Origin of the sequence: Nocardia miyunensis NBRC 108239, assembly GCF_001613065.1 — a bacterium.
GTDB classification, from domain to species: Bacteria; Actinomycetota; Actinomycetes; order Mycobacteriales; family Mycobacteriaceae; genus Nocardia; species Nocardia miyunensis.
This window is the reverse complement of the sequence record NZ_BDBQ01000010.1, coordinates 200,645-221,962: the sequence shown is the minus strand read 5'-3', so window position 1 is coordinate 221,962 and position 21,318 is coordinate 200,645. Positions and strand designations below refer to the sequence as shown.

Sequence of the window (21,318 nt, the reverse complement as noted above, 5' to 3'; positions counted from 1 at the left end):
GTGATTTCGCTACGCCAGCACGCCATCTCGATTGCGGGGATCTTCCTCGCGCTGGCGATCGGGGTGGTGTTCGGTTCGCATTCGGGGGTGTTGACCGCGCTGCGCCCGGATCACGGATTGCAGTCCAAGCTCGACACGCTGTCCGATCAACACGCCCGGCTCAGCGGTGAACTCGCCGCCTCCGACGCCTTCCTCGCCGGTGCGCAGGGGCGTCTGCTCGGCGGCACCCTCGGCGGGCACAGGGTCATGCTGTTCACCACGCCCGATGCCGATCACGGCGACGTCGAGGCGGTCGGCAAGGCGCTCACCGCCGCGGGCGCGACGGTGACCGGCACGATCGCGCTGACGAATCCATTCGTCGATTCCGGCCAGGGCGACCGGTTGCGCACCGCGGTGACGAACATGATTCCGGCCGGTGCGCAGTTGCAGACCGCCTCGGTCGATCAGGGCAGCCTCGCCGGTGACCTGCTCGGGCTGGCACTGCTCACCGATCCTGCCGACGGGCATCAGCGCGCCACGCCCCAGGAACGCTCCCTGATCCTGAGCACCCTGCGCAGCGGCGGGTTCCTCACCTTCGGTGATGTGCAGCCCGCCCAACTGGCCGTCGTGGTGACCGGTGACGGCGCGCAGGCCGCGCAGGACGATCGGGGGTCGATCATCGCGAAATTCGCGGGCGGGTTGCGGGGACGCGATGCGGGAACCGTGCTGGCTGGCCGGGCCGGATCCGCCGACGGCGCGGGCCCGATCGCGGTGGTGCGCTCGGACGGGCGGCTGGCCGGTTCGGTGACCACGGTCGACAATGTGGATCACGAAATCGGCCGGGTCACAACGGCTCTCGGATTGAGTGAACAACTGAAGGGGCTCACCGGCCGGTACGGCACCGGCGCCAAGGCGAGCTCGCTGACCGTCGCGAGGCTGCCGTAATCGGCGCGTCGGCCGGTGCTCGCGATCACATCGCGGCGTCGCGGGCACATTCGCAGCAGTGATTCGCACTCGGGGTCCGGATGCTGTTCGAAAGGGTCGGGGTGGTGCGGCCGCGGGGAGAACCACCGGCCAGCCACTGTTCGGCTATCTCGTGTGGCATTCGATTTACGGGCCGTTTTCGTGTTAACGTGAAGACCCGTGGTGCAATCACGGATTCCGTCGAGAACGGCTACCAAACACATCTTCGTCAGTGGTGGCGTCGCCTCCTCACTGGGTAAGGGCCTGACGGCTTCCAGCCTCGGCCAGCTGCTCACCTCACGTGGCCTGCGGGTGACGATGCAGAAGCTCGACCCGTATCTGAACGTCGATCCCGGCACCATGAACCCGTTCCAGCACGGCGAGGTGTTCGTGACCGAGGACGGCGCCGAGACCGACCTCGACGTCGGTCACTACGAGCGTTTCCTGGACCGCGATCTGTCCCAGGACGCGAATGTCACTACGGGACAGGTGTATTCGTCGGTCATCGCCAAGGAGCGGCGCGGGGAGTATCTCGGCGACACCGTGCAGGTCATCCCGCACATCACCGACGAGATCAAGTCCCGCATCCTGGCCATGCGGGCCCCGGACCGTGAGGGCAACACCCCCGATGTGGTGATCACCGAGATCGGCGGCACCGTCGGCGACATCGAATCCCAGCCGTTCCTCGAGGCGGCCCGGCAGATCCGGCACGAGGTGGGCCGGGATCACTGCTTCTTCCTGCACGTCACGCTGGTGCCCTATCTGGCGCCCTCGGGTGAGCTCAAGACCAAGCCGACCCAGCACTCGGTCGCGGCGCTGCGCAATATCGGCGTCCAGCCCGACGCGCTGGTGCTGCGCTGTGATCGCGAGGTTCCGCAGGGGCTCAAGAACAAGATCGCGCTGATGTGCGACGTCGAGGTGGAGGCGTGCATCTCGACCCCGGACGCACCGTCGATCTACGACATCCCCCGAGTGCTGCATCGCGAGGGCCTGGACGCCTATGTGGTGCGTCGGCTCGGGCTGCCCTTCCGCGACGTGGACTGGACCGTGTGGGGCGATCTGCTCGAGCGGGTGCACAACCCGCGCGAGCAGGTGACCGTCGCCCTGGTCGGCAAGTACGTGGATCTGCCCGATGCGTATCTGTCGGTCACCGAGGCGTTGCGCGCGGGCGGATTCGCGCGCAAGGCGAAGGTGAACATCCGCTGGGTGCAGTCCGACGAGTGCGAGACCCCCTCGGGCGCGCAGGCGCATCTGGGCGACGTGGACGCGGTGCTGATCCCGGGCGGATTCGGCATCCGCGGCATCGAGGGCAAGGTGGGTGCGATCCGTTACGCGCGCACCCGCGGCATCCCGCTGCTCGGATTGTGTCTGGGCCTGCAGTGCGTGGTGATCGAGGCCGCGCGCGCGGTCGGGCTCGAGGACGCCAATTCGGCCGAATTCGAGCCGGAGACAACGCATCCGGTGATCTCCACGATGGCCGATCAAGAGCAGGCGGTCGCCGGTGAGGCCGATCTGGGCGGCACCATGCGTTTGGGCGCGTATCCCGCGATCCTGGAACAGGGGTCGGTCGTTGCGCAGGCCTACGGCCAGGCCGAGGTCTCCGAGCGGCACCGGCACCGCTACGAGGTGAACAACGCCTACCGCGCCAAGATCGCCGAGGGCGGACTGCGTTTCAGCGGCACCTCCCCGGACGGGCATCTGGTCGAATTCGTCGAGCTGCCCGCCGACAAGCACCCGTTCTTCGTGGCCACCCAGGCCCACCCCGAGCTCAAGAGCCGCCCGACGCGCCCGCATCCGCTGTTCGCGGCGCTGATCGCGGCGGCGCTGAAATACAAAGCGGCCGAGCGTCTTCCGGTCGAAATCGACTGCGATGTGGAAATCGGGGAAGCCGAGAGCGTGTCCCGGTGAGCACTCCTGGCAACCATGATTTCCGGACGGTGTCCAGCCGCGTCGTGTACTCGGGAGCGATCCTGGCGCTGCGCCTGGATCAGGTCGAGATGCCGGGCGGGCGGATCGCCGAACGCGAGGTGATCGAACATCACGGCGCCGTAGCGGTCGCCGCGCTGGACGAGAACGGTGATCTCGTCCTGATCAGTCAGTACCGGCACCCGATCGCACGCCGCCTGCTGGAGCTGCCCGCGGGACTGCTCGACAAACCGGGCGAGGATCCGCTCACCGCGGCGCGGCGGGAACTGGCCGAGGAGACCGGGCTGGCGGCGCGGACCTGGTCGGTGCTGGTCGATGTCGCGTTGTCGCCGGGGTTCACCGACGAGTCACTGCGGGTGTATCTGGCCACCGATCTGCACGACACCGATCGGCCCGAACCCGAGCTGGAGGAGGCCGACCTCGAACTGGTACGGATGCCCGTCGAGGACGCCGTGCGCGCCGCGTTGTCCGGTGAGATCGTCAACGCGACCGCCGTAGCCGGCGTCCTGGCGTTGTCCACCGCCCGTTCGTCGGGAATCGAGCTGCGTCCCGCCGACGCGCCCTGGCCCGGTATGCCGACCAGGTTTCTGGACCGCAAGGCGGCCGCCGGTCACCCCTGATCGCCCGTGCGGCGCTGCGCCGGTGCGGGTAAGGGATTGGGATGGCCACGAATATTCGGGTCCGTGGTACGTCGGTGTGTGGGTTACCGCGGTGGCCTGCCGGTGCACGGCGGTGAAGCGCCCGCACGGGCGATGTCGGGGAGCGTTTCGGGCGGCCGGATGTCGGACCCTGCTGCAATGATGTGGGCGTGTTGCAGCGGGAGATCGATGCGTATCTCGACCATCTGGCGGTCGAGCGCGGGGCCGCGCGCAACACGCTCAGCGCGTATCGGCGTGACCTCGGGCGATATCGGGAATTCCTGACCCACAGGGGGATTACCGGCCTGGCCGAGGTGACCGAGAGCGATATCGGCGATTTCACGGTGTCGCTGCGGGCCGGCGCGCACGGCTATCCGCCACTGGCCGCCAGCTCCGCGGCGCGAGGGTTGGTCGCGGTGCGCGGATTGCATCGTTTCGCCGCGGCCGAGGGCATCACCGCCGGGGATGTCGCCCATGCGGTCAAACCGCCCACGCCCGCCCGGCGTCTACCCAAAGCCCTTCCCTACGAACAGGTTTCGCGGTTGCTGGAGGCGGCGGGAGGCTCCGGCGCGGCCGACGGCGGCCCGCGCGGGCTGCGCGATCGGGCGTTGCTGGAGCTGCTGTACTCGACCGGAGCGCGGATCTCCGAGGCGATCGACCTGGACGTCGACGATATCGACACCGCCGCCCGCGCGGTGGTGTTGCGCGGCAAGGGCGGTAAACAACGCATCGTCCCGATCGGCCGCCCCGCCCTGGAAGCGCTGGATGCCTACCTGGTGCGCGGCCGCCCCGCACTCACCATGCGCGGCACCGGAAATCCCGCCCTGTTCTGTAATGCCCGCGGCGGCAGACTGTCTCGCCAGAGCGCCTGGCAGGTTCTGCAGGACGCCGCCGAACGCGCGGGCATCGCCGCGGCGGTCTCCCCGCACACCCTGCGGCACTCCTTCGCCACCCACCTGCTCGACGGCGGCGCGGACGTCCGCGTCGTCCAGGAACTACTGGGCCACGCCTCGGTCACCACCACCCAGATCTACACCCTGGTCACGGTCACCACCCTCCACGAGGTCTGGGCCACAGCCCATCCCCGCGCACGATGACCGCACCCCGGAATTCGCGTTTTCTCGCGGACAAATCGCATTCGATCGCCGCGATCGGTCACCCCAGCCCGACCCTTCTGCCGCAAACTACCTGCAGTCACAGGCTTCTCGGCGATGCCAACCTGCGCCGAGGCCACGAAACAACGGCAATGCCAGCGCAACAACTGATTTCGTAACAGCACGGGTAACTCGCCGGGTACGTCCAGAGGGTGATCGGCTCCCAGCCGTCGGCTCGAAGGTCGAGTCGTCAGGCGCCGACGGCACGCCGAAGTCCCGGGGAGGCGGGGAGCGACACGCAGAAGTCCCGGAGAGGCGGAAAGGCGGTGTTGTGCTACGAGGCGGTAGCGTCTATGGAAGTGCTTAACGCGGCACACCCTGATGAAGATCGGCCCCGCAGCGCTGGGCGGGGCAATGCAGGACTTGTAAGGAGCAGCGGATATGACGACAGCTGGTGCGGGCGAACCGCATAGGAGAGCTGCGACAGACCCGCTTTCATACAACCGATCAGGATCGCGGATAGAGCATGCGGCCCGAACATTATGGGAGGCGAAGGATATCGTGGCGGACGGCACGGAAGTGGGACCGACCGGACGCCCGTTGCGCGACATACCGGAACCGCCGCCGGTGTCCCGCCACGGAGACGCGTTGGTCGTCGCGATGTGTAACCAGAAGGGTGGCGTCGGCAAGACCACTTCGACCATCAATCTCGGTGCCGCGCTGGCCGAGTACGGTCGCAGGGTGCTGCTGGTGGACCTGGATCCGCAGGGGGCGCTGTCCGCGGGCCTGGGCGTCGCGCACCATGATCTGGATCTGACCGTGCACAATCTGCTCGTCGGCGGCCGGGCCGGGGTCGATGACGTCCTGATGTCCACCAAGGTCGACGGGATGGATCTGCTGCCCAGCAACATCGATCTGTCCGCCGCCGAGATCCAGCTGGTCAACGAGGTCGGCCGGGAGCAGACCCTGGGTCGTGCGCTGGCGCCGTTGACCGATCGGTACGACTACGTCCTCATTGACTGCCAGCCGTCGCTGGGTCTGCTCACCGTCAACGCGCTGGCCTGCGCCGACGGTGTCGTCATACCGATGGAATGCGAATACTTCTCGCTGCGTGGGCTGGCCCTGCTCACCGACACCGTGGACAAGGTGCGGGACCGGCTGAACCAGCGATTGAGCCTGTACGGCATCGTGGTCACCATGTTCGATGCGCGGTTGCTGCACTCGCGGCAGGTGATGGCCCGGGTGGTGGAGGTCTTCGGGGACCTGGTGTACGACACGGTGATCAATCGGACCGTGCGGTTCCCGGACGCGAGTGTGGCCGGTGAGCCGATCACCACATGGGCGCCCAAATCCGGTGGCGCGGAGGCGTATCGGGCGATGGCACGGGAAGTCATTCACCGGTCGGGCCGGTGACCGCGGAGCCGCCCACTGTTACGGATCCACCCGCTCCCGCCGAAGCGGCCATCCCGAGCCCCGAAAACGCTGGGGCCACCGACAATCCGGACAGAACGAACGTATTCCACCTGCGGCTGACCAATTTCGAAGGTCCCTTCGATCTGCTGCTGCAGCTGATCAGCCAGCGTCGGCTCGATGTCACCGAGGTCGCGCTGCACAAGGTCACCGACGAGTTCATCGCGTACACCAAGGCGCTGACCGCGACGTTGCATCAGGATCACACCCTGCGCGCGGACAAGATCCTGGATCTGACCACCGAGTTCCTCGTGGTGGCCGCCACTCTGCTGGATCTGAAGGCGGCGCGGCTGCTGCCCTCGGGTGAGGTCACCGACGCCGACGATCTGGAACTGCTCGAGGCACGCGATCTGCTGTTCGCGCGGCTGCTGCAGTACCGGGCGTTCAAGCAGGTCGCGGAGTTGCTGGGGGAGCTGGAAGCCGCCGCGCTACGGCGTTATCCGCGGGCGGTGTCGCTGGAGGATCGCTTTCTGCAGTTGCTGCCGGAGGTTACCCTGGGGGTCGACGCCGCCGGGTTCGCCGATATCGCGGCGGCGGCGTTCCGGCCGCGTCCGGTGCCGAAGGTGGGTCTGGACCATCTGCACGCCCACGCGATCTCGGTCGCCGAGCAGGCCGCGATGGTGCTGGAGATGTTGCGAGCGCGTGGAGCGGGCAATTGGACGACGTTCCACGAGATCTGCGCCGATTGCGAGGTGCCGGTGCAGATCGTCGCGAGATTCCTGGCGCTGCTGGAGCTGTATCGGGGCAAGACGATCGAATTCGACCAGCCCGATCCGCTGGGGCCCCTGGCGGTCAGCTGGATCGGTGACGTGGAGGATGCGCAAGCGGCGCAGACGGTGACTATCGAAGAGGACTACGGGTGACGGTGACAGCGGGTACCGATGCGGCCGAGGACGGTGACGCGGCCGAGGAACAGTTCGGCGCACAGTCGCTCGGCGAGGACGACTTCCGTTCGGCGCTCGAGGCGATGCTGCTGGTCGTCGACGCACCGGCATCGGTCGAACTGCTCGCCTCGGCCATCGGTGACAGTGAGAAACGCGTCACGCGGACGTTGCGTGAGATGTCGGCCGAACTGACCGCTCGGGGCAGCGGTATGGATCTGCGATACGCCGGTGACGGCTGGCGGTACTACACTCGAACCGAATATGCGCCGTATGTGGAACGTATGTTGCTCGATGGTGCGCGGTCGAAGCTGACCAGGGCCGCTTTGGAAACTCTGGCCGTCATCGCCTATCGTCAACCGGTTACGCGAGCACGGGTCAGCGCCGTGCGCGGGGTGAATGTCGACGGTGTGATCCGCACTCTGGTCGCCCGCGGGCTCATCGCCGAGTCCGGGACCGATCCCGACACCAACGGCACCCTGTACATCACGACCGAACTGTTTCTGGAACGGATCGGGCTCGCGTCGCTGGCGGATCTCCCGCCGCTGGCGCCCCTGCTGCCGGGCGTCGACCTGATCGATGAGATCAACGAGAGTCTGGACACCGACCCCCGGTACACCAGGCTGAAGAAAACCGCCGAGTCGGATATCGACCTCGGCGCCGAGGATTGACAGGACAAAGTGAACACACCCGCTCGCCGAGATGGCACACCGGATCGTAGAAAGAACACAGAACCGCCGCGCGGCGGAACGTCCCGCGGACGCTCGGGGGACCGCGGAGGGTATTCCAGGGGCCGCGGTGAGGACCGATCGGACCGTGGCGGATATTCCTCCGAGCGAGGCTCCGGACGCGGGGGCTACTCGCAAGATCGCGGGACCGGCCGCGGTGGTTATTCGCAGGACCGTGGCGCTGGTCGCGGTGGTTATTCGGAGGACCGTGGCGGTCGTGGCGGTTATTCGTCCGATCGTGGCTCCGGGCGTGGTGGTTATTCGCAGGATCGTGAGTCCGGACGCGGTGGTTATTCGGAGGGGCGTGCCGCCGATCGGGGCGGGTACTCCTCGGAGCGCGGCTCCGGACGTGGTGGCTATTCGCAGGATCGCAGTGGCCGCGGCGGCTACGGGGACCGGCGCGGGTCGGCGCAGGATCGCACCGGCGGTGGTTATTCCCAGGATCGCGGGCGCGGCAGCTATTCGCAGGGACGCCCGACCGGGGGACGAGGCGATTCGCAGGGCGAGCGCGGGGGATACGCGGGCCGCGGGCGCGCGCCCGAGGCATTGCCGGGTCGTGGTGAGGGACGTTCGGTCGCCGGACGCAACACCGCCGGTCGCATCGGCGGCGGGCGGCCGCTGACACCCCAGCCCGCACCCAATCGCAAACCGAAGCCCGCGCCACAGCGCAAGCAGCCCACCGTGCTCAGCTTCGCCAAACCCGCGCGGCATCAGAACGTCGACGGGGAATCCCAGCAGGGCCCGAAGAAGCTGCCCTGGGGCGAGGGCGAGCGGTTGCAGAAGGTGCTCGCCAAGGCGGGCGTCGCCTCCCGCCGGGTCGCGGAGGAACTCATCGAGCAGGGCCGCATCGAGGTCGACGGTGTGATCGTGCGGGAACAGGGTCTGCGCATCGACCCCGACACCGCGGTGGTTCGCGTCGACGGCGTGCGGATCGTGGTGCGCGACGAACAGGTCTATCTGGCGCTGAACAAGCCGAAGGGCTTCCAGTCGACCATGTCCGACGAGTTCAACCGGCCGTGCGTCGGCGATATCGTCGCCGAACGGGTCATGGCCGGACAGCGGCTGTTCCACGTCGGGCGCCTGGACGCCGACACCGAGGGTCTGCTGCTGCTCACCAACGACGGCGATCTCGCCCACCGGCTGATGCACCCCTCCTTCGAGGTGTCCAAGACCTACCTGGCGACCGTGGACGGCGAGGTGCCGCGCGAGGTCGGCAAGCGTCTGCGCAAGGGAATCGAACTCGACGACGGCCCGGCCTCGGTCGACGACTTCCAGGTGCTCGAGGTCGGCGAGGGCCGTTCGCTGGTGAAAGTGGTTCTGCACGAGGGACGCAAGCACATCGTGCGACGTCTGCTGGAAGCGGTCGACCATCCGGTGACCGCGCTGGTGCGCACACGGATCGGCCCGGTCGCGCTCGGCGACCAACGTCCCGGCACGCTGCGGGTGCTCGGACGCGACGAAATCGGCAAGCTCTACGAGGCGGTGGACCTGTGAACGGTGTGAAGATGTCGATCGAGATTCCGGAACGCATGTCGGGTTCGGATTCGCTGGTCATCGCGATGGACGGTCCCTCGGGTACCGGCAAGTCGAGTGTGTCCAGGATGCTGGCCACCCGGCTGGGCGCGCGGTATCTCGACACCGGCGCGATGTACCGGGTCGCGACATTGCACGCACTGCGCGGGGGAGTCGATCTGAGCGATCCCGCGGCGATCGCGGTGGCGGTGAAGGATCTGCCGCTGGGGATCGGCACCGATCCGAGCCGCGAGGTCATCGAACTCGACGACGTGGACGTGTCGGGGGAGATCCGCGGCGATGCGGTCACCAAGGCGGTCTCCGCGGTGTCGGCGGTGGGCGAGGTGCGCGATCAGCTGGTCGCGTTGCAGCGCGAGATCGCCTCTGCCGCAGTACGAATCGTGGTCGAGGGCCGCGATATCGGCACCGTCGTGCTGCCCGGCGCGGATGCCAAGATCTATCTGACGGCGTCGGCCCCGGCTCGCGCGTACCGGCGCAATCAGCAGAACATCGCCGAGGGCCGCGGCGACGACTACGAGGCGGTGCTGGCCGATGTGCAGCGCCGGGACACCCTGGATTCCACCCGTGCGGTGTCTCCGCTGCGTCCGGCCTCGGACGCGATCATCGTGGACACCAGCGAACTGACCCGCGAACAGGTCATCGACGAATTGTTCCAGGTTGTGGCGCAACAGATCTCAGCAGGGGGAGGGCGATGACCTACCCGGACGCCGGCGCCGTCGGCTATGCCGCCGACGGTGTGTGGAACGACGAAACCGATTGGGAGATTGCCGCTCTCGAAGGCGACGTCGAAGGGTACGAGCATGTGCCGATGCCGACCGTGGCCGTCGTCGGACGCCCGAACGTCGGCAAATCGACTCTGGTGAACCGCATTCTGGGTCGGCGCGAGGCCGTGGTGGAGGACGTCCCGGGTGTCACCCGTGACCGCGTCTCCTACGAGGCGTCCTGGGCCGGCCGGCGATTCTTGGTGCAGGACACCGGCGGTTGGGAGCCCGATGCCAAGGGGCTGCAGCAGTCGGTGGCGCGTCAGGCCGAACTGGCCATGCGGACCGCCGACGCGATCCTGCTGGTGGTCGATGTGACCACCGGCGCGACCGCCACCGACGAGGCGGCGGTGCGGGTGCTGCGCCGGTCCAAGACTCCTGTCGTACTGGTCGTGAACAAGGTCGACGGGGAGAAACTCGAGGCGGAGGCGGCCTCGCTGTGGTCGCTCGGACTCGGCGAGCCGCACATGGTCAGCGCCGCGCACGGCCGCGGTACCGGCGATCTGCTGGACGTGGTGCTCGAGGCGCTGCCCGAGACGCCGCGCGAGGACGTCGCCGCGCCCGGCTCCGGACCGCGCCGGGTCGCACTGGTCGGCAAACCCAATGTGGGCAAGTCGAGTCTGCTGAACAAGCTGGCCGGTGACGAGCGCTCGGTGGTGCACGATGTGGCGGGCACGACCGTGGACCCGGTCGATTCGCTGGTCGAATTGGGCGGTAAGCCTTGGCGTTTCGTGGATACCGCGGGATTGCGGCGCAAGGTGGCCAATGCCAGCGGCACCGAGTTCTACGCCTCGTTGCGCACGAAGTCGGCGATCGAGGCCGCCGAGGTGGCGGTCATGCTGATCGACGCCTCACAGCCGATCACCGAGCAGGATCTGCGGGTGATCAGCATGGTCGCCGATGCCGGCCGGGCGCTGGTGCTGGCGTACAACAAGTGGGATCTGGTCGACGAGGATCGCCGCGAGCAGCTCGAGCGCGAGATCGATCGGGAAATGGTGCAGGTGCCGTGGGCGCAGCGGGTCAACATCTCCGCGCACACCGGCCGCGCGGTGCAGAAACTCGTTCCCGCGATGGAAACCGCGCTCGAGTCGTGGGACAAGCGCATCTCGACGGGCCGCCTGAACACCTGGCTCAAGGAGGTCGTCGCGGCCACTCCGCCGCCGATGCGCGGCGGCCGTCTGCCGCGCGTGCTGTTCGTCACCCAGGCGACCACGCGCCCGCCGACGTTCGTGCTGTTCACCACCGGATTCCTGGAGGCCGGCTACCGCCGGTTCCTGGAGCGCAGGCTTCGCGAGGAATTCGGTTTCGACGGCTCGCCCGTGCGGATCTCGGTCCGCGTCAGGGAGAAGCGGGACCGCCGCAAGAAGTAGTTCCGCTTCCGGTGGGCCGGATTCCCGGGCCGCCGGAGCATCTCACATCCGCACCTCTTGGATAGATCCGCACACGTTCCGCGGATCAGCAAGGGGTGCGGATACATTTTCGGGGTGCGGAGAGAGCGTTGAGGCATTGGAACATGCCGGTCTGGAACATGTTCGTACTCAATTATGCGCATTGATACATGTGACTCCGGAATTTCGAAACCGTGCGATCCGGATGTGCCGCCGGTGAAAACGCCCCGACGAGGGGAGGGGCGCGGGGATGGCCGGTTTCCCGGACAGGGTGGCTAGCGGCGCGGTACCTTCAATCCGCTTGTCACACAGTCGAATAAGGAATTCATATGTGGAGTATTGCGGTCCTTGCCGTGGTCAGCGCGGTGGCCATCGGCGTCGCGTTCGTGAAATCGTTTCCGGAGAAGTGAATACGCCGGGCGAACGATGGTTCGATCGCGGCGTGCGGGCGGTATCAGGCTGGGCGGCAGGGGTTCTCACGACATCCGGGGTTCGGACGGGAACGGTCAGAGACTGAAGGCGATCGAGCGCAGGATGATCGCCGCGATGAACACCAGCGTGAATGCCAGGTCGATCGACATGCCGCCGGCTCGAACCGGCGGCAGGATGCGCCGCACCGGCGCGATGATCGGCTCGGTGCAACGGTGGGCGATCTGACGCCCCTTCGCCAGCCATGCCGCACTGGGCGAGGTGCTGAGCATCTGGATCCAGTCCAGCACCATGCGTGCTAGCAGCACGAGGATGAACAGCGACAGCACATACCCGATCAGGGCTCCGATGAGGGTCATGACGAACTCCTTCGTAGTCGTGGGCCCGCTTACCGGTGTCAACGCCCGGTATCGGCCGAAAGTGTCCGCTTTGCGCTGTTCTCAGACGAATATCAGACTCGCACGGTCGGTGCGATCGTGTCGAGCGTGCATATTCGGCAGCGCGCGTCCCTAAGCGACCAGGGTCAGCGGAAGACGTGCGGTCAGGGGCTTGCGCTCGAGTTCGGTGCGCAGATCCTCGATCGGCAGGGTGTGGGTCGCGAATGCGCGGCGCAGCCGCCAGACGCCCTGCAGGTCCTTGCGTGCGGTGTCGACGATGTCGACGCGGCTGTCCGGATCGTCGACCCAGTCGACGGGCACCTCGTGGATGCGCAGACCGCACCGCTGCGCCAGCACCAGCAGCTCGGTGTCGAAGAACCATTCGCCGTCCTGCACCACCGGCAGCAGCACCTGCGCGATATCCGAGCGCATCGCCTTGAATCCGCACTGGGCATCCGAAAAGTGCGCGCGCAGAGCGGCTTTGAGGATCAGGTTGTAGCTGCGGGAGATGAATTCCCGCTTCGGGCCGCGCACGACCCGCGAGGCGGGATCCAGGCGGGTGCCGATCGCGATGTCCGAATGTCCCGAGACCAGCGGGGCCACCAGCGGCAGCAGTCCGTTCAGATCGGTGGACAGGTCCACGTCCATGTACGCGACGACCTCCGCGTCCGAGGCCAACCACGCCGCGCGCAGGGCCCGGCCCCGTCCCTTGCGGTCGAGGTGGATGACCCGGACGTTGTCGAAGTCCGCGGCCAGTGAATTGGCCACCGCGAGGGTTCCGTCGGTGCTCGCGTTGTCGGCGATGGTGATGCGCGCCGAGAACGGAAAACCTTCGAGGTGGGCCAGCAGCCGCCAGACGCATGTGCCGAGGCTGTGCTCTTCGTTGTAGACCGGGATCACGACGTCCAGTGTCGGGACGTGCGGGGCGCTGCCGGTCCGATCCGTGGTGTGCGGTGCAATCGTCGTTTCGCTCATGTCCACAAGATTCGTCCGCTCCGCTAGTGCGGGGCTTGGTTGCCGCTGTGAGATCACTGTGGGCTGAACCGGGCCCTGTACGGGGCGTATACGCGTCAGCGGGTGTCGCTAGGGACCGAGGAGCAACTCGAGCAGACGTTGACTCTCGTACAGGATCATGAACAAGCCGTAGTAAATCGGGAGCACTGAAGCATTGTGCCCGTTGAGGGTGCATACCGTACAACGAACCCGAGAACGGACCCGTGTAGCTCGGGTTGCCCCGGAATGTGCTCATATGGGTCGACTGAGGAGGTTCACTGTGGAAACCATCGTGTCCGTGACGGGCGGCAAGGTTCGTGGGGTCACCCGGGACGGCATCGCCACTTTTCTGGGGATCCCCTACGCGGCGGCGCCGATCGGGCCCGCGCGATTCGAACTGCCCGCGCGGGTGCCGGACTGGGACGGTGTACGCGATGCGCTCGAGTACGGCGCGACGTGCGCGCAGTCGCCGTATCCCGCGCCCATTCACGCGCTGCTGGGCAGTGACGGCATTCCCGGTGACGAATATCTGAACGTGAACGTCTGGACTCCCGAGGCGGGCGGGTCCGGGCTGCCGGTGCTGGTGTGGATCCACGGCGGCGCATTCGTGCGCGGGTCGAACGCGCGACCGATCTATGACGGCGGATCCTTCGCCCGCGACGGCGTGGTGACTGTCTCGATCAACTATCGCCTCGGCGTCTCCGGCTTCGCCGCGATACCGGACGCGCCGCTGAATCGCGGTCTGCACGATCAGGTGTTCGCCCTGCGGTGGGTGCAGGAGAACATCGCGGCGTTCGGCGGAGATCCCGGCAATATCACCGTCTTCGGGGAGTCCGCGGGCGGGATGAGCATCGCCGCGCTGATCGCCTCGCCGGTCACCGAGGGCCTGTTCCGGCGCGCGATCATCCAGAGCGGCAACGGAATCGGGATCGCCCGCGCGGAGGATGCGCGGCTGGTGGCCGCGGTGCTGGCGGACAAGGCCGGGATCGCGCCGACCGCGGCGGCGTTCGGTGAGCTGGGGCCGGATCGGCTGCGGGCCGCGCAGGACGCGATGGCGCTGGAGCTGATGCAGGATCCGGATCCGGCGCGCTGGGGGGAGTCCGTGATCAGCCACGGATTGGGCGTGATGAGCCTGTTCCCGGTGATCGATGGTGAGCTGGTCGAGGGGCTGTCCAGCACGGTGCTCGGCGCGCGACCCGATCGCGCGGTGCCGCTGCTGATCGGCTGCACCGCGGAGGAGTTCCGGTTCTTCACCGTGCCCGCCGGGCTGGCCGCGGGGATCACCGACCAGACGTTGCCGTTCGTGCTGCGCCGTTACGGCCTGGATACCGAGCTCGCGCAGCTCTACGCGGCCAACCGGCCCGATGCCTCGGCCGCGGATGTGTTCAACGCGATCGTCACCGATGTGGCGTTCCGGGAGGATTCGGTGCGCATCGCCGAATCCGTCGCGGCGGCAGGCGAACCCGCGTACATGTACGAATTCGGCTGGCGTTCGGGCATCGAGGGCCTGGGGGCCTGCCACGTGCTCGAGGTGCCGTTCGTCTTCGACCGGCTGGAGGCCGCGCCGAGTTTGACCGGCCCGAATCCGCCGCAGGCGCTGGCGGATCGGGTGCACCGGGCCTGGGTGGACTTCGCCACGCACGGCGATCCCGGATGGGCGCGGTTCAGCGCTGGTCATCGCGCGGTGCAGATCTTCGACGACCCGGATTCGCCGGTGCGGGTGGATCCGCGCGCCGATGAGCTCGCCGCGGTGCGGGCCTGGCGTGACGCGCAACCGAGCTGACGGAACCGGCTGTCGGGGAACGTATTTCGCCCGGCTGTGAGGTTCCTCCGAGATCGCCGGTAAGGTGAGCGCCTCGACAGTGTGAAAGGAATGCGGTGCGTACACCTTTGCGGATGGTTGTTCTCGGTCTGGCCCTCGCGGCCTGCGGTGCGAATGTGGTGGCGGTGGCCGATGCCGTTCCCACCGCTTCACCGGTGGATGAACCGGTCATCGTGGGAACCGACGGGAACGGGCAGAGCCAGTCGCTGTCCGTCGGACAGGAGCTGGCGGTGGCGCTGCCGGACAATCCGTCCTCGGGATACGTCTGGAGGCTGAGTCCGATCGATCAGGGCGTGCTGCATCAGGAGGGCGCACCGCAGTTCCGTTCGACCAACCCGATTCCCGGTGCGGCGGGTACCAGCGTGTGGACCTTCACCGCCGCGGGACACGGCCACACCACCCTGCGTCTGATCTCGGTGCGGGCGGGATCGGCTCCCGCGCAGACCTTCACCGAGAACATCACGGTCGGCTAGTCTTCCGTTGCTGAATTTCATTGTGTGATAATGGGATTCGATGGCAACGAGACAGGCTGGATGTCATCGGGCCGTGCCGGGTGTCGATGGGTGAACACCCGGCACGGTTGCCAGGGGGAGATGTTCGCAGTGTCGTTCCGGGCGGGGCAGGTGCCGGTGGCGTGATGATCGGGGGACCCTCGGTGGCGGTTCGGCGGGGGATGCGAGGCTGGGGGCATGCGTGTTGCAGTGGCCAACAGGGGCGAGGTCGCGGTTCGGATCGTGCGGACCGCCCGCGAGTGCGGATATTCGACGCTGGTGATGCACACCGCCGAGGAGTCCGCGGGACTGCCCGCGCGACTCGCAGACGAGGCGGTCGCCCTGCCCGGCAGCGGCGCCGCGGCATATCTGGACATCGCCGCGGTGGTGTCGGCGGCGAGCCGTGCGGAGACCGGGGCGCTGGTTCATCCCGGATACGGATTCCTCAGTGAGAGCGCCGATTTCGCGGCCGCGTGCGCTGCGGCCGGACTCGTCTTCGTGGGGCCCTCGCCGGAGGTGTTGCGGATCTTCGGGGACAAGGTCGCCGCGCGGGCGGCGGCGGAGGCGACCGGAACGGCCGTACTGGCCGCCACCTCCGCCGAGGCCGGGCTCGACGGTATCGCCGCGCTGCTGGCGAACCATCCGGACGGGGTGATGATCAAGGCGGTCGCGGGCGGCGGCGGGCGCGGCATGCGTGCGGTGCGCGATCCCGGCGAGCTCGCCGAGGCGTACCAACGGTGCCGCGCGGAGGCGCTGGCCGGATTCGGTGACGAGGCCGTCTATGCCGAGGCGCTGGTGTCCGGTGTGCGGCACGTGGAAGTGCAGATTGTCGCCGACGGTCAGCGCGCGGTCGCGCTCGGCGACCGGGACTGCAGTGTGCAGCGGCGTCGGCAGAAGCTGCTCGAGGTGGCGCCCGCGCCGAATCTGCCCGGGGCGCTGCGGGAACGACTGCACCGAGATGCGGTGGCGATCGCGGAATCGGTGCGGTGCCGCGGGGTGATCACGGTCGAATTCCTGGTGCGCGGCGCGGATGCGTGGTTCCTCGAGGTGAATCCGCGTCTGCAGGTGGAACATACGGTCACCGAGGAGGTGAGCGGGGTCGATCTGGTCGCGATCGGGTTCCGGCTCGCGCTCGGGCAGACGCTCGCCGATCTCGAGTTGCCCGAGGGCGGGCCGCGCGGATTCGCGGTGCAGGCCCGCGTGAATGCCGAAATCATCGGTGCCAGTGGTGATCTGCTGCCGAGCACCGGAATACTGACCCAGTTCGGCGCGCCCACCGGCGCGGGGGTGCGGGTGGACACCGCGGCGTGTGCGGGGACGCGCCACAGCGCGCGGTTCGATTCGCTGCTGGCCAAGATCATTGCCCGGGGTTCGTCGTACCCTGCTGCGCTGCAACGGTGTTCGGACGCGCTCGCGGAGACGACCATCGCCGGTGTGGACACCAATGCCACGGTGTTGCGCGCCGCACTGGACGAGCTGCCGCGTACCGAGCCGGTGGACACCTCGTGGTTCGAGCAGAGTGTCGACCGATTACTTTCCCGCGCAGCCGATTACGCGCCGCAGCCGCAGGCGTCTGCGGAGGTGACGACCGCGGCGGAGGTCGCGCTGGACGAGGACGAGCAGGCGCTGCGCAGTCCGATGGGCGCGACCGTGGTGAGCCTGGCCGCGCCCGGTTCGGTACTGCCCGCCGGTGCGGAAGTGGCCGTGCTGGAGGCGATGAAGATGCAGCACGTGGTTCGCGCGGACACCTCGCTGCGGGTACTGCGGCGGCTGGTCGCGCCTGGTGACGTCGTCGATCCGCACGCGATGCTGCTGAGCTGGACCGAGGCCGATCACGACGGCGAGGACCTCGCGGCCGCGGTGGTGGATCTGGACGCCGAGCGGGCCGATCTCGCCGAGGTGCGGGCCCGGCACGAGAACACCGGCGACGCACAGCGTTCCGCGGCCGTGGCAAAGCGGCACCGGCTCGGGCGGCGCACGGCGCGGGAGAACATCGCCGATCTGGTGGACGCGGACAGTTTCGTGGAGTACGGCGCGCTCACCGTCGCCGCGCAGCGGGCCCGGCGCAGTGCCGAGGACCTGATCGCCAATACCCCGGCCGACGGCCTCGCCGCCGGGGTCGCGACCGTCGGCGCGGCCCGGTTCGGCGCGGATCGGGCACGGGTGGTGGTGATGTCCTACGACTACACGGTGCTGGCGGGAACCCAGGGCGTGCGCAATCACGCCAAGACCGACCGCATGCTGCATCTCGCGCACGAACAGCGCGTGCCGGTGGTGTTCTTCACCGAGGGCGGCGGCGGGCGGCCCGGCGACACCGACCACGGCGGCATCTCGATGCTGGACGTCACCACGTTCCGCGTGATGGGTGAGCTGTCCGGGAAGGTTCCGCTGATCGGCATCGTGTCCGGACGCTGTTTCGCCGGAAACGCCGCGCTGCTGGGGATGTGCGATGTTGTGATCGCCACCCCCGACGCCAATATCGGCATGGGCGGGCCCGCCATGATCGAGGGCGGCGGGCTCGGGGTGTACGCGCCGGAGGACATCGGTCCGATCGAGGTGCAGCGTCGCAACGGGGTCGTGCACCTGGCCGCCGCCGACGAGGCCGAGGCGGTCGATCTGGCCCGGCGGTATCTGGCGTATTTCCAAGGGGCCGTGGCCGATTGGGAGGCGCCCGATCCGCGGTCGGCGCGGCATATCGTCCCGCAGGATCGATTGCGGGCCTTCGACATTCGTACCGCGATCGATGCCGTCGCCGACTGCGGTTCGGTGCTCGAACTGCGTCGCGACTGGGGCGTGGGCGTGGTCACCGCCCTGGTTCGCTTCGAGGGACGCCCCTTCGGCCTGATCGCCAACGACTGTCACCACCTCGGCGGCGCGATCGACGCACCGGCCGCCGACAAGCTCGGGGCATTCCTGCGCCTATGCCAATCCCACCGCCTGCCGATCGTATCCCTCTGCGACACACCGGGATTCATGGTCGGTCCCGAGGCCGAGAAGGACGCCACCGTCACCCGCTTCAGCCGCCTGTTCATCGATTCGGCCGCACTCACCGTCCCCTTCGGCACCGTCATCATCCGCAAGGGCTACGGCCTCGGCGCACAAGCCATGGCCGCAGGCTCCTTCCGTTCCCCCCGCTTCGTGGTCTCCTGGCCCACAGGCGAAATCGGCGGCATGGGCCTGGAAGGCGCGGTCCGCCTCGGCTTCGCCAAGGAACTGGCCGCCATCGAAGACCCCGAAGCCCGCCGATCCGCCTTCGACCACCTTGTAGCCGCCGCCTACGAAAGCGGCAAAGCCCTCACCGCGGCCACCGTAGGCGAACTCGACGACGTCATCGACCCCGCCGACACCCGCCGCTGGATAGCCACCCTCCGCTGAGCTCTCGGGCCCAGCGAGGCCGTACTGGAACATGCCCCAGGATTGCCGCCGCTGACCTGGTCTGCCATCTTCGACGGTGGATGACCGGGCAACGAGATATGGAATGACGAGTCGGTAAATCTGGTGACTCATTTCGGGGGCTGATGGTCGGCGGGCCGGCCGTATCGAGTGTGAACGGCATCTCGTTCGGGTCTTCTCACACAGCGGGAGAGCGTCTACGATCGCTACCTACTAAGTACTTAGTAAGTAGCGGAGGGATGCGGGATGAGTGGGACCGCGGGTGTGGTTGGGCGGGTGCGGCGGGGGGATCGGCGGGGGCAGATTTTGGGGGAGGCTATTCGGATCATCGGGCGGCGGGGGTATTACGGGTTCAGTGTTCAGGAGTTGGCCGATGGGTGTGGGCTGACCGTGGCGGGGGTGCTGCATCACGTGGGGACGAAGGAGAAGTTGCTGATCGCGTTGTTGGAAGAGCGTGATCGGCGCGATTCCGAGGCGGTCATCGAGCAACTCGAGCACGAGCTCGGGAGGGTGCCGACCGTGGTGGATGCGCGGCGGGCGCTGTGTACTGTCGTGGCGCGCAACGAGGCTCAGCCCGAGATCGTTCGGCTGCACACGATGTTGCGGAGTGAATCGCTGTATCGGGAACATCCGGCCTACGAGTACTTTCGCGATCGTGAGGCGCGGGTGCTCGACGCGTTCACCCGGATGGTCGAGGGGCTCGGATTGCCGGATGATCCGAGATCCGTTGCGCGCCACCTCATCGCCACCATGACCGGGCTGGAAGAGCAGTGGCTGCGTTGTCCCGATGACATCGATCTGGTTGCCGAGTGGGATCGGGCCGCGGCCCGCATCCTCGGGTGCGTCCGGCGCTCGGACCGCCGGGGGCCGCATTCCTGAAGCACGGCCTCCCGTGATCGCATCGAGAAAAGGAGAACGTATGCGATTCAACGACTTTCGCCATGGCGGCGGAAGACCCGGTCCGGCCCGGAGGTGGCTGCGCCGCCCCTGGGTGGTCGCGCTGTTGCTGATGGTCCTGGCAGTGGCGAGCGTGCCGCCTAGCGCGTCGGCCGAAGCTGCGCGGCCGCCTGCTCGGGCGGGTAAGTGGCTGGTCGACGATCAGGGCCGGGTCATCTCGGTGCACGGGGTGAATCTCGTGCGCAAGACCGCGCCCTACTATCCGGCCAACTTCGGTCAGCAGGACGCCGCGCTGCTGGCGAGCGAGGGGTTCGACGCTGCCCGAATCGGTTTCATCTGGGAGGCGGCGGAACCGCGGCCCGGCGTGTACGACGACGTCTACATCCGGCGGATCGTCGCGCTCAACGATCTGCTCGCCGCGCACGGCATTCGCACGCTCGTCGATTTCCATCAGGACGGCTGGAGTCGCTCGGCGGGGTTTTCCCAGCTCGGCAGCAACAGCGGTGACGGTGCGCCGCAATGGGCCACCCTCGGTGCGGATCCGCACAATGCGCAAGACGACTTCCAGGCATTCTGGAACGACAAGCCCGCCGCCGACGGAATCGGCATCCAAACCCATTTCATCCACCTGTGGCAGCACGTGATCCGGATGCTGAACGCCGGCCCGGGCGGGGCGAACATCGTGGGACTGGACCCGTTCAACGAGCCGTATTCCGGCAGCGGCTACTCGTGTCAGCCGTTCGTGGCCTCGTGCGCGGAGTTCGAACGGGGTGCGCTGGCGCAGTTCTATCGGCGGGTGATCGCGGCGATCCGCGGCACCGGTGACACGCACGTCATCTTCCCCGAATCCGATCCGAACGCCGATGGCAGCACGGCTCTTCCAGCACTGCCGGATTCGGCGGTGGGATACAACTTCCACATCTACTGCTTTCCGGTGCTGGGTGCGGGAATCGTCGGTGCGCCCACCCCGCCGGGTTTCGACGTGGTCTGCCCGCCACAGGAGAATCCGGCCGTCGCCGTCAACGCCGCGCTGGCCGATCGCATCGGCGGACCGGGATTCCTGTCCGAATTCGGCGCGAGCGACGTGAACACCGACAACGCCCGGCTCGTCGATCTGGCCGATGAGCACTTCTGGTCGTGGACCTATTGGGCGTACTACGTCTATCACCCACAGGACCCGGCGAACTCGGACAACCAGGGCCTGCTGATCGACGAGAGCAAACCCGCCTCTCAGGCCAACGCCAAACAGGCCAAACTCGACGCACTGGCCGCGCCGTGGGCACGCGCGGTCGCGGGCACGCCGTCGAAATACCACTTCGACCGCGCCACTTCGACGATGACCCTGACCTATTCGACCGCTGCCGCGGCCGGGGCGCACCTCGCGTCCGGCGCGCGGACGGAGATCTTCGTGCCCGCCCGGCACTATCCGCTCGGATATAACGTGCGGGTGGACGGGGGAACCGTGGTCTCCGCGCCCGGAGCGCGGATCGTGAAGGTCGTATCCACTCCCGGTGCGGCACATGATGTTTCGGTGACCATCACGCGACGCTGATCA

Annotated in this window: 16 protein-coding genes and 1 pseudogene; 15 read left to right on the top strand and 2 right to left on the bottom strand. The window is 67.8% G+C overall.

Annotation, left to right across the window (positions count from 1 at the left end):
* From NM2_RS06225 to der, 10 genes are all read left to right on the top strand, one after another.
* Nucleotides 1–924 (top strand): copper transporter, encoded by a 924-nt coding sequence (locus tag NM2_RS06225; protein WP_067665006.1) that lies wholly within the window; start codon nucleotides 1–3, stop codon nucleotides 922–924.
* 198 nt (nucleotides 925–1,122) lie between these two features.
* On the top strand, nucleotides 1,123–2,850 hold the full coding sequence (pyrG, locus tag NM2_RS06220; protein WP_067665003.1) for a CTP synthase: 1,728 nt from the start codon (nucleotides 1,123–1,125) through the stop codon (nucleotides 2,848–2,850).
* Entirely contained in the window at nucleotides 2,847–3,488 is a 642-nt protein-coding gene (locus NM2_RS06215; protein ID WP_067665001.1) for an NUDIX domain-containing protein, read from the top strand. Before pyrG ends, NM2_RS06215 begins: the two co-directional genes overlap by 4 nt.
* A gap of 188 nt (nucleotides 3,489–3,676) precedes the next feature.
* Nucleotides 3,677–4,603: a site-specific tyrosine recombinase XerD gene (xerD, locus tag NM2_RS06210; RefSeq protein WP_067665144.1), complete on the top strand. Its 927-nt coding sequence runs from the start codon at nucleotides 3,677–3,679 to the stop codon at nucleotides 4,601–4,603.
* Nucleotides 4,604–5,041: 438 nt separating this feature from the next.
* A complete protein-coding gene (locus tag NM2_RS06205) occupies nucleotides 5,042–6,013 on the top strand; it encodes a ParA family protein (RefSeq protein WP_218025860.1) in 972 nt (323 codons plus the stop codon).
* 50 nt (nucleotides 6,014–6,063) lie between these two features.
* Nucleotides 6,064–6,933, top strand: coding sequence for a segregation and condensation protein A (locus NM2_RS06200; RefSeq protein ID WP_067665139.1), 870 nt, complete (start codon nucleotides 6,064–6,066; stop codon nucleotides 6,931–6,933).
* Nucleotides 6,930–7,622 carry an SMC-Scp complex subunit ScpB gene (scpB, locus tag NM2_RS06195; RefSeq protein WP_067664999.1) on the top strand — a complete coding sequence of 231 codons (693 nt, stop codon included), beginning with the start codon at nucleotides 6,930–6,932 and terminating at the stop codon, nucleotides 7,620–7,622. The genes NM2_RS06200 and scpB overlap by 4 nt, the downstream gene beginning before the upstream one ends.
* A 603-nt stretch (nucleotides 7,623–8,225) precedes the next feature.
* Nucleotides 8,226–9,173, top strand: a complete 948-nt coding sequence (locus NM2_RS51385) for a pseudouridine synthase (RefSeq protein WP_245717864.1) — start codon at nucleotides 8,226–8,228, stop codon at nucleotides 9,171–9,173.
* A gap of 11 nt (nucleotides 9,174–9,184) precedes the next feature.
* Entirely contained in the window at nucleotides 9,185–9,907 is a 723-nt protein-coding gene (cmk, locus tag NM2_RS06180; protein ID WP_439956841.1) for a (d)CMP kinase, read from the top strand.
* Nucleotides 9,904–11,343 (top strand): ribosome biogenesis GTPase Der, encoded by a 1,440-nt coding sequence (gene der, locus NM2_RS06175; protein ID WP_067664991.1) that lies wholly within the window; start codon nucleotides 9,904–9,906, stop codon nucleotides 11,341–11,343. The genes cmk and der overlap by 4 nt, the downstream gene beginning before the upstream one ends.
* A 524-nt stretch (nucleotides 11,344–11,867) precedes the next feature.
* Here the strand turns inward: der and NM2_RS06170 are convergent.
* Entirely contained in the window at nucleotides 11,868–12,149 is a 282-nt protein-coding gene (locus NM2_RS06170) for a YggT family protein (RefSeq protein WP_067664988.1), read from the bottom strand.
* Nucleotides 12,150–12,305: 156 nt separating this feature from the next.
* A pseudogene (locus tag NM2_RS06165) lies at nucleotides 12,306–13,142 on the bottom strand (dolichyl-phosphate beta-glucosyltransferase); the annotation flags it as partial.
* 298 nt (nucleotides 13,143–13,440) lie between these two features.
* Between NM2_RS06165 and NM2_RS06160 the strand changes: the two are divergent.
* From NM2_RS06160 to NM2_RS06140, 5 genes are all read left to right on the top strand, one after another.
* Nucleotides 13,441–14,943, top strand: a complete 1,503-nt coding sequence (locus tag NM2_RS06160) for a carboxylesterase/lipase family protein (protein ID WP_067664985.1) — start codon at nucleotides 13,441–13,443, stop codon at nucleotides 14,941–14,943.
* A gap of 95 nt (nucleotides 14,944–15,038) precedes the next feature.
* Nucleotides 15,039–15,455: a protease inhibitor I42 family protein gene (locus NM2_RS06155; protein ID WP_157120903.1), complete on the top strand. Its 417-nt coding sequence runs from the start codon at nucleotides 15,039–15,041 to the stop codon at nucleotides 15,453–15,455.
* Nucleotides 15,456–15,671: 216 nt separating this feature from the next.
* Entirely contained in the window at nucleotides 15,672–18,848 is a 3,177-nt protein-coding gene (locus tag NM2_RS06150; RefSeq protein WP_067664979.1) for an acetyl-CoA carboxylase family protein, read from the top strand.
* Nucleotides 18,849–19,112: 264 nt separating this feature from the next.
* Nucleotides 19,113–19,745: a TetR/AcrR family transcriptional regulator gene (locus NM2_RS06145; protein ID WP_067664976.1), complete on the top strand. Its 633-nt coding sequence runs from the start codon at nucleotides 19,113–19,115 to the stop codon at nucleotides 19,743–19,745.
* 40 nt (nucleotides 19,746–19,785) lie between these two features.
* Entirely contained in the window at nucleotides 19,786–21,315 is a 1,530-nt protein-coding gene (locus NM2_RS06140) for a cellulase family glycosylhydrolase (protein ID WP_169816108.1), read from the top strand.
* Nucleotides 21,316–21,318: the final 3 nt, after the last annotated feature.

Bases quoted from the DNA above. Each gene is read 5' to 3' on its own strand.
- NM2_RS06140 (WP_169816108.1), top strand. From the start codon at position 19,786: ATGCGATTCAACGACTTTCGCCATGGCGGCGGAAGACCCGGTCCGGCC.
- NM2_RS06170 (WP_067664988.1), bottom strand. From the start codon at position 12,149: ATGACCCTCATCGGAGCCCTGATCGGGTATGTGCTGTCGCTGTTCATC.
- NM2_RS06150 (WP_067664979.1), top strand. From the start codon at position 15,672: ATGCGTGTTGCAGTGGCCAACAGGGGCGAGGTCGCGGTTCGGATCGTG.
- cmk (WP_439956841.1), top strand. From the start codon at position 9,185: ATGTCGATCGAGATTCCGGAACGCATGTCGGGTTCGGATTCGCTGGTC.
- der (WP_067664991.1), top strand. From the start codon at position 9,904: ATGACCTACCCGGACGCCGGCGCCGTCGGCTATGCCGCCGACGGTGTG.
- NM2_RS06145 (WP_067664976.1), top strand. From the start codon at position 19,113: ATGAGTGGGACCGCGGGTGTGGTTGGGCGGGTGCGGCGGGGGGATCGG.
- NM2_RS06205 (WP_218025860.1), top strand. From the start codon at position 5,042: ATGACGACAGCTGGTGCGGGCGAACCGCATAGGAGAGCTGCGACAGAC.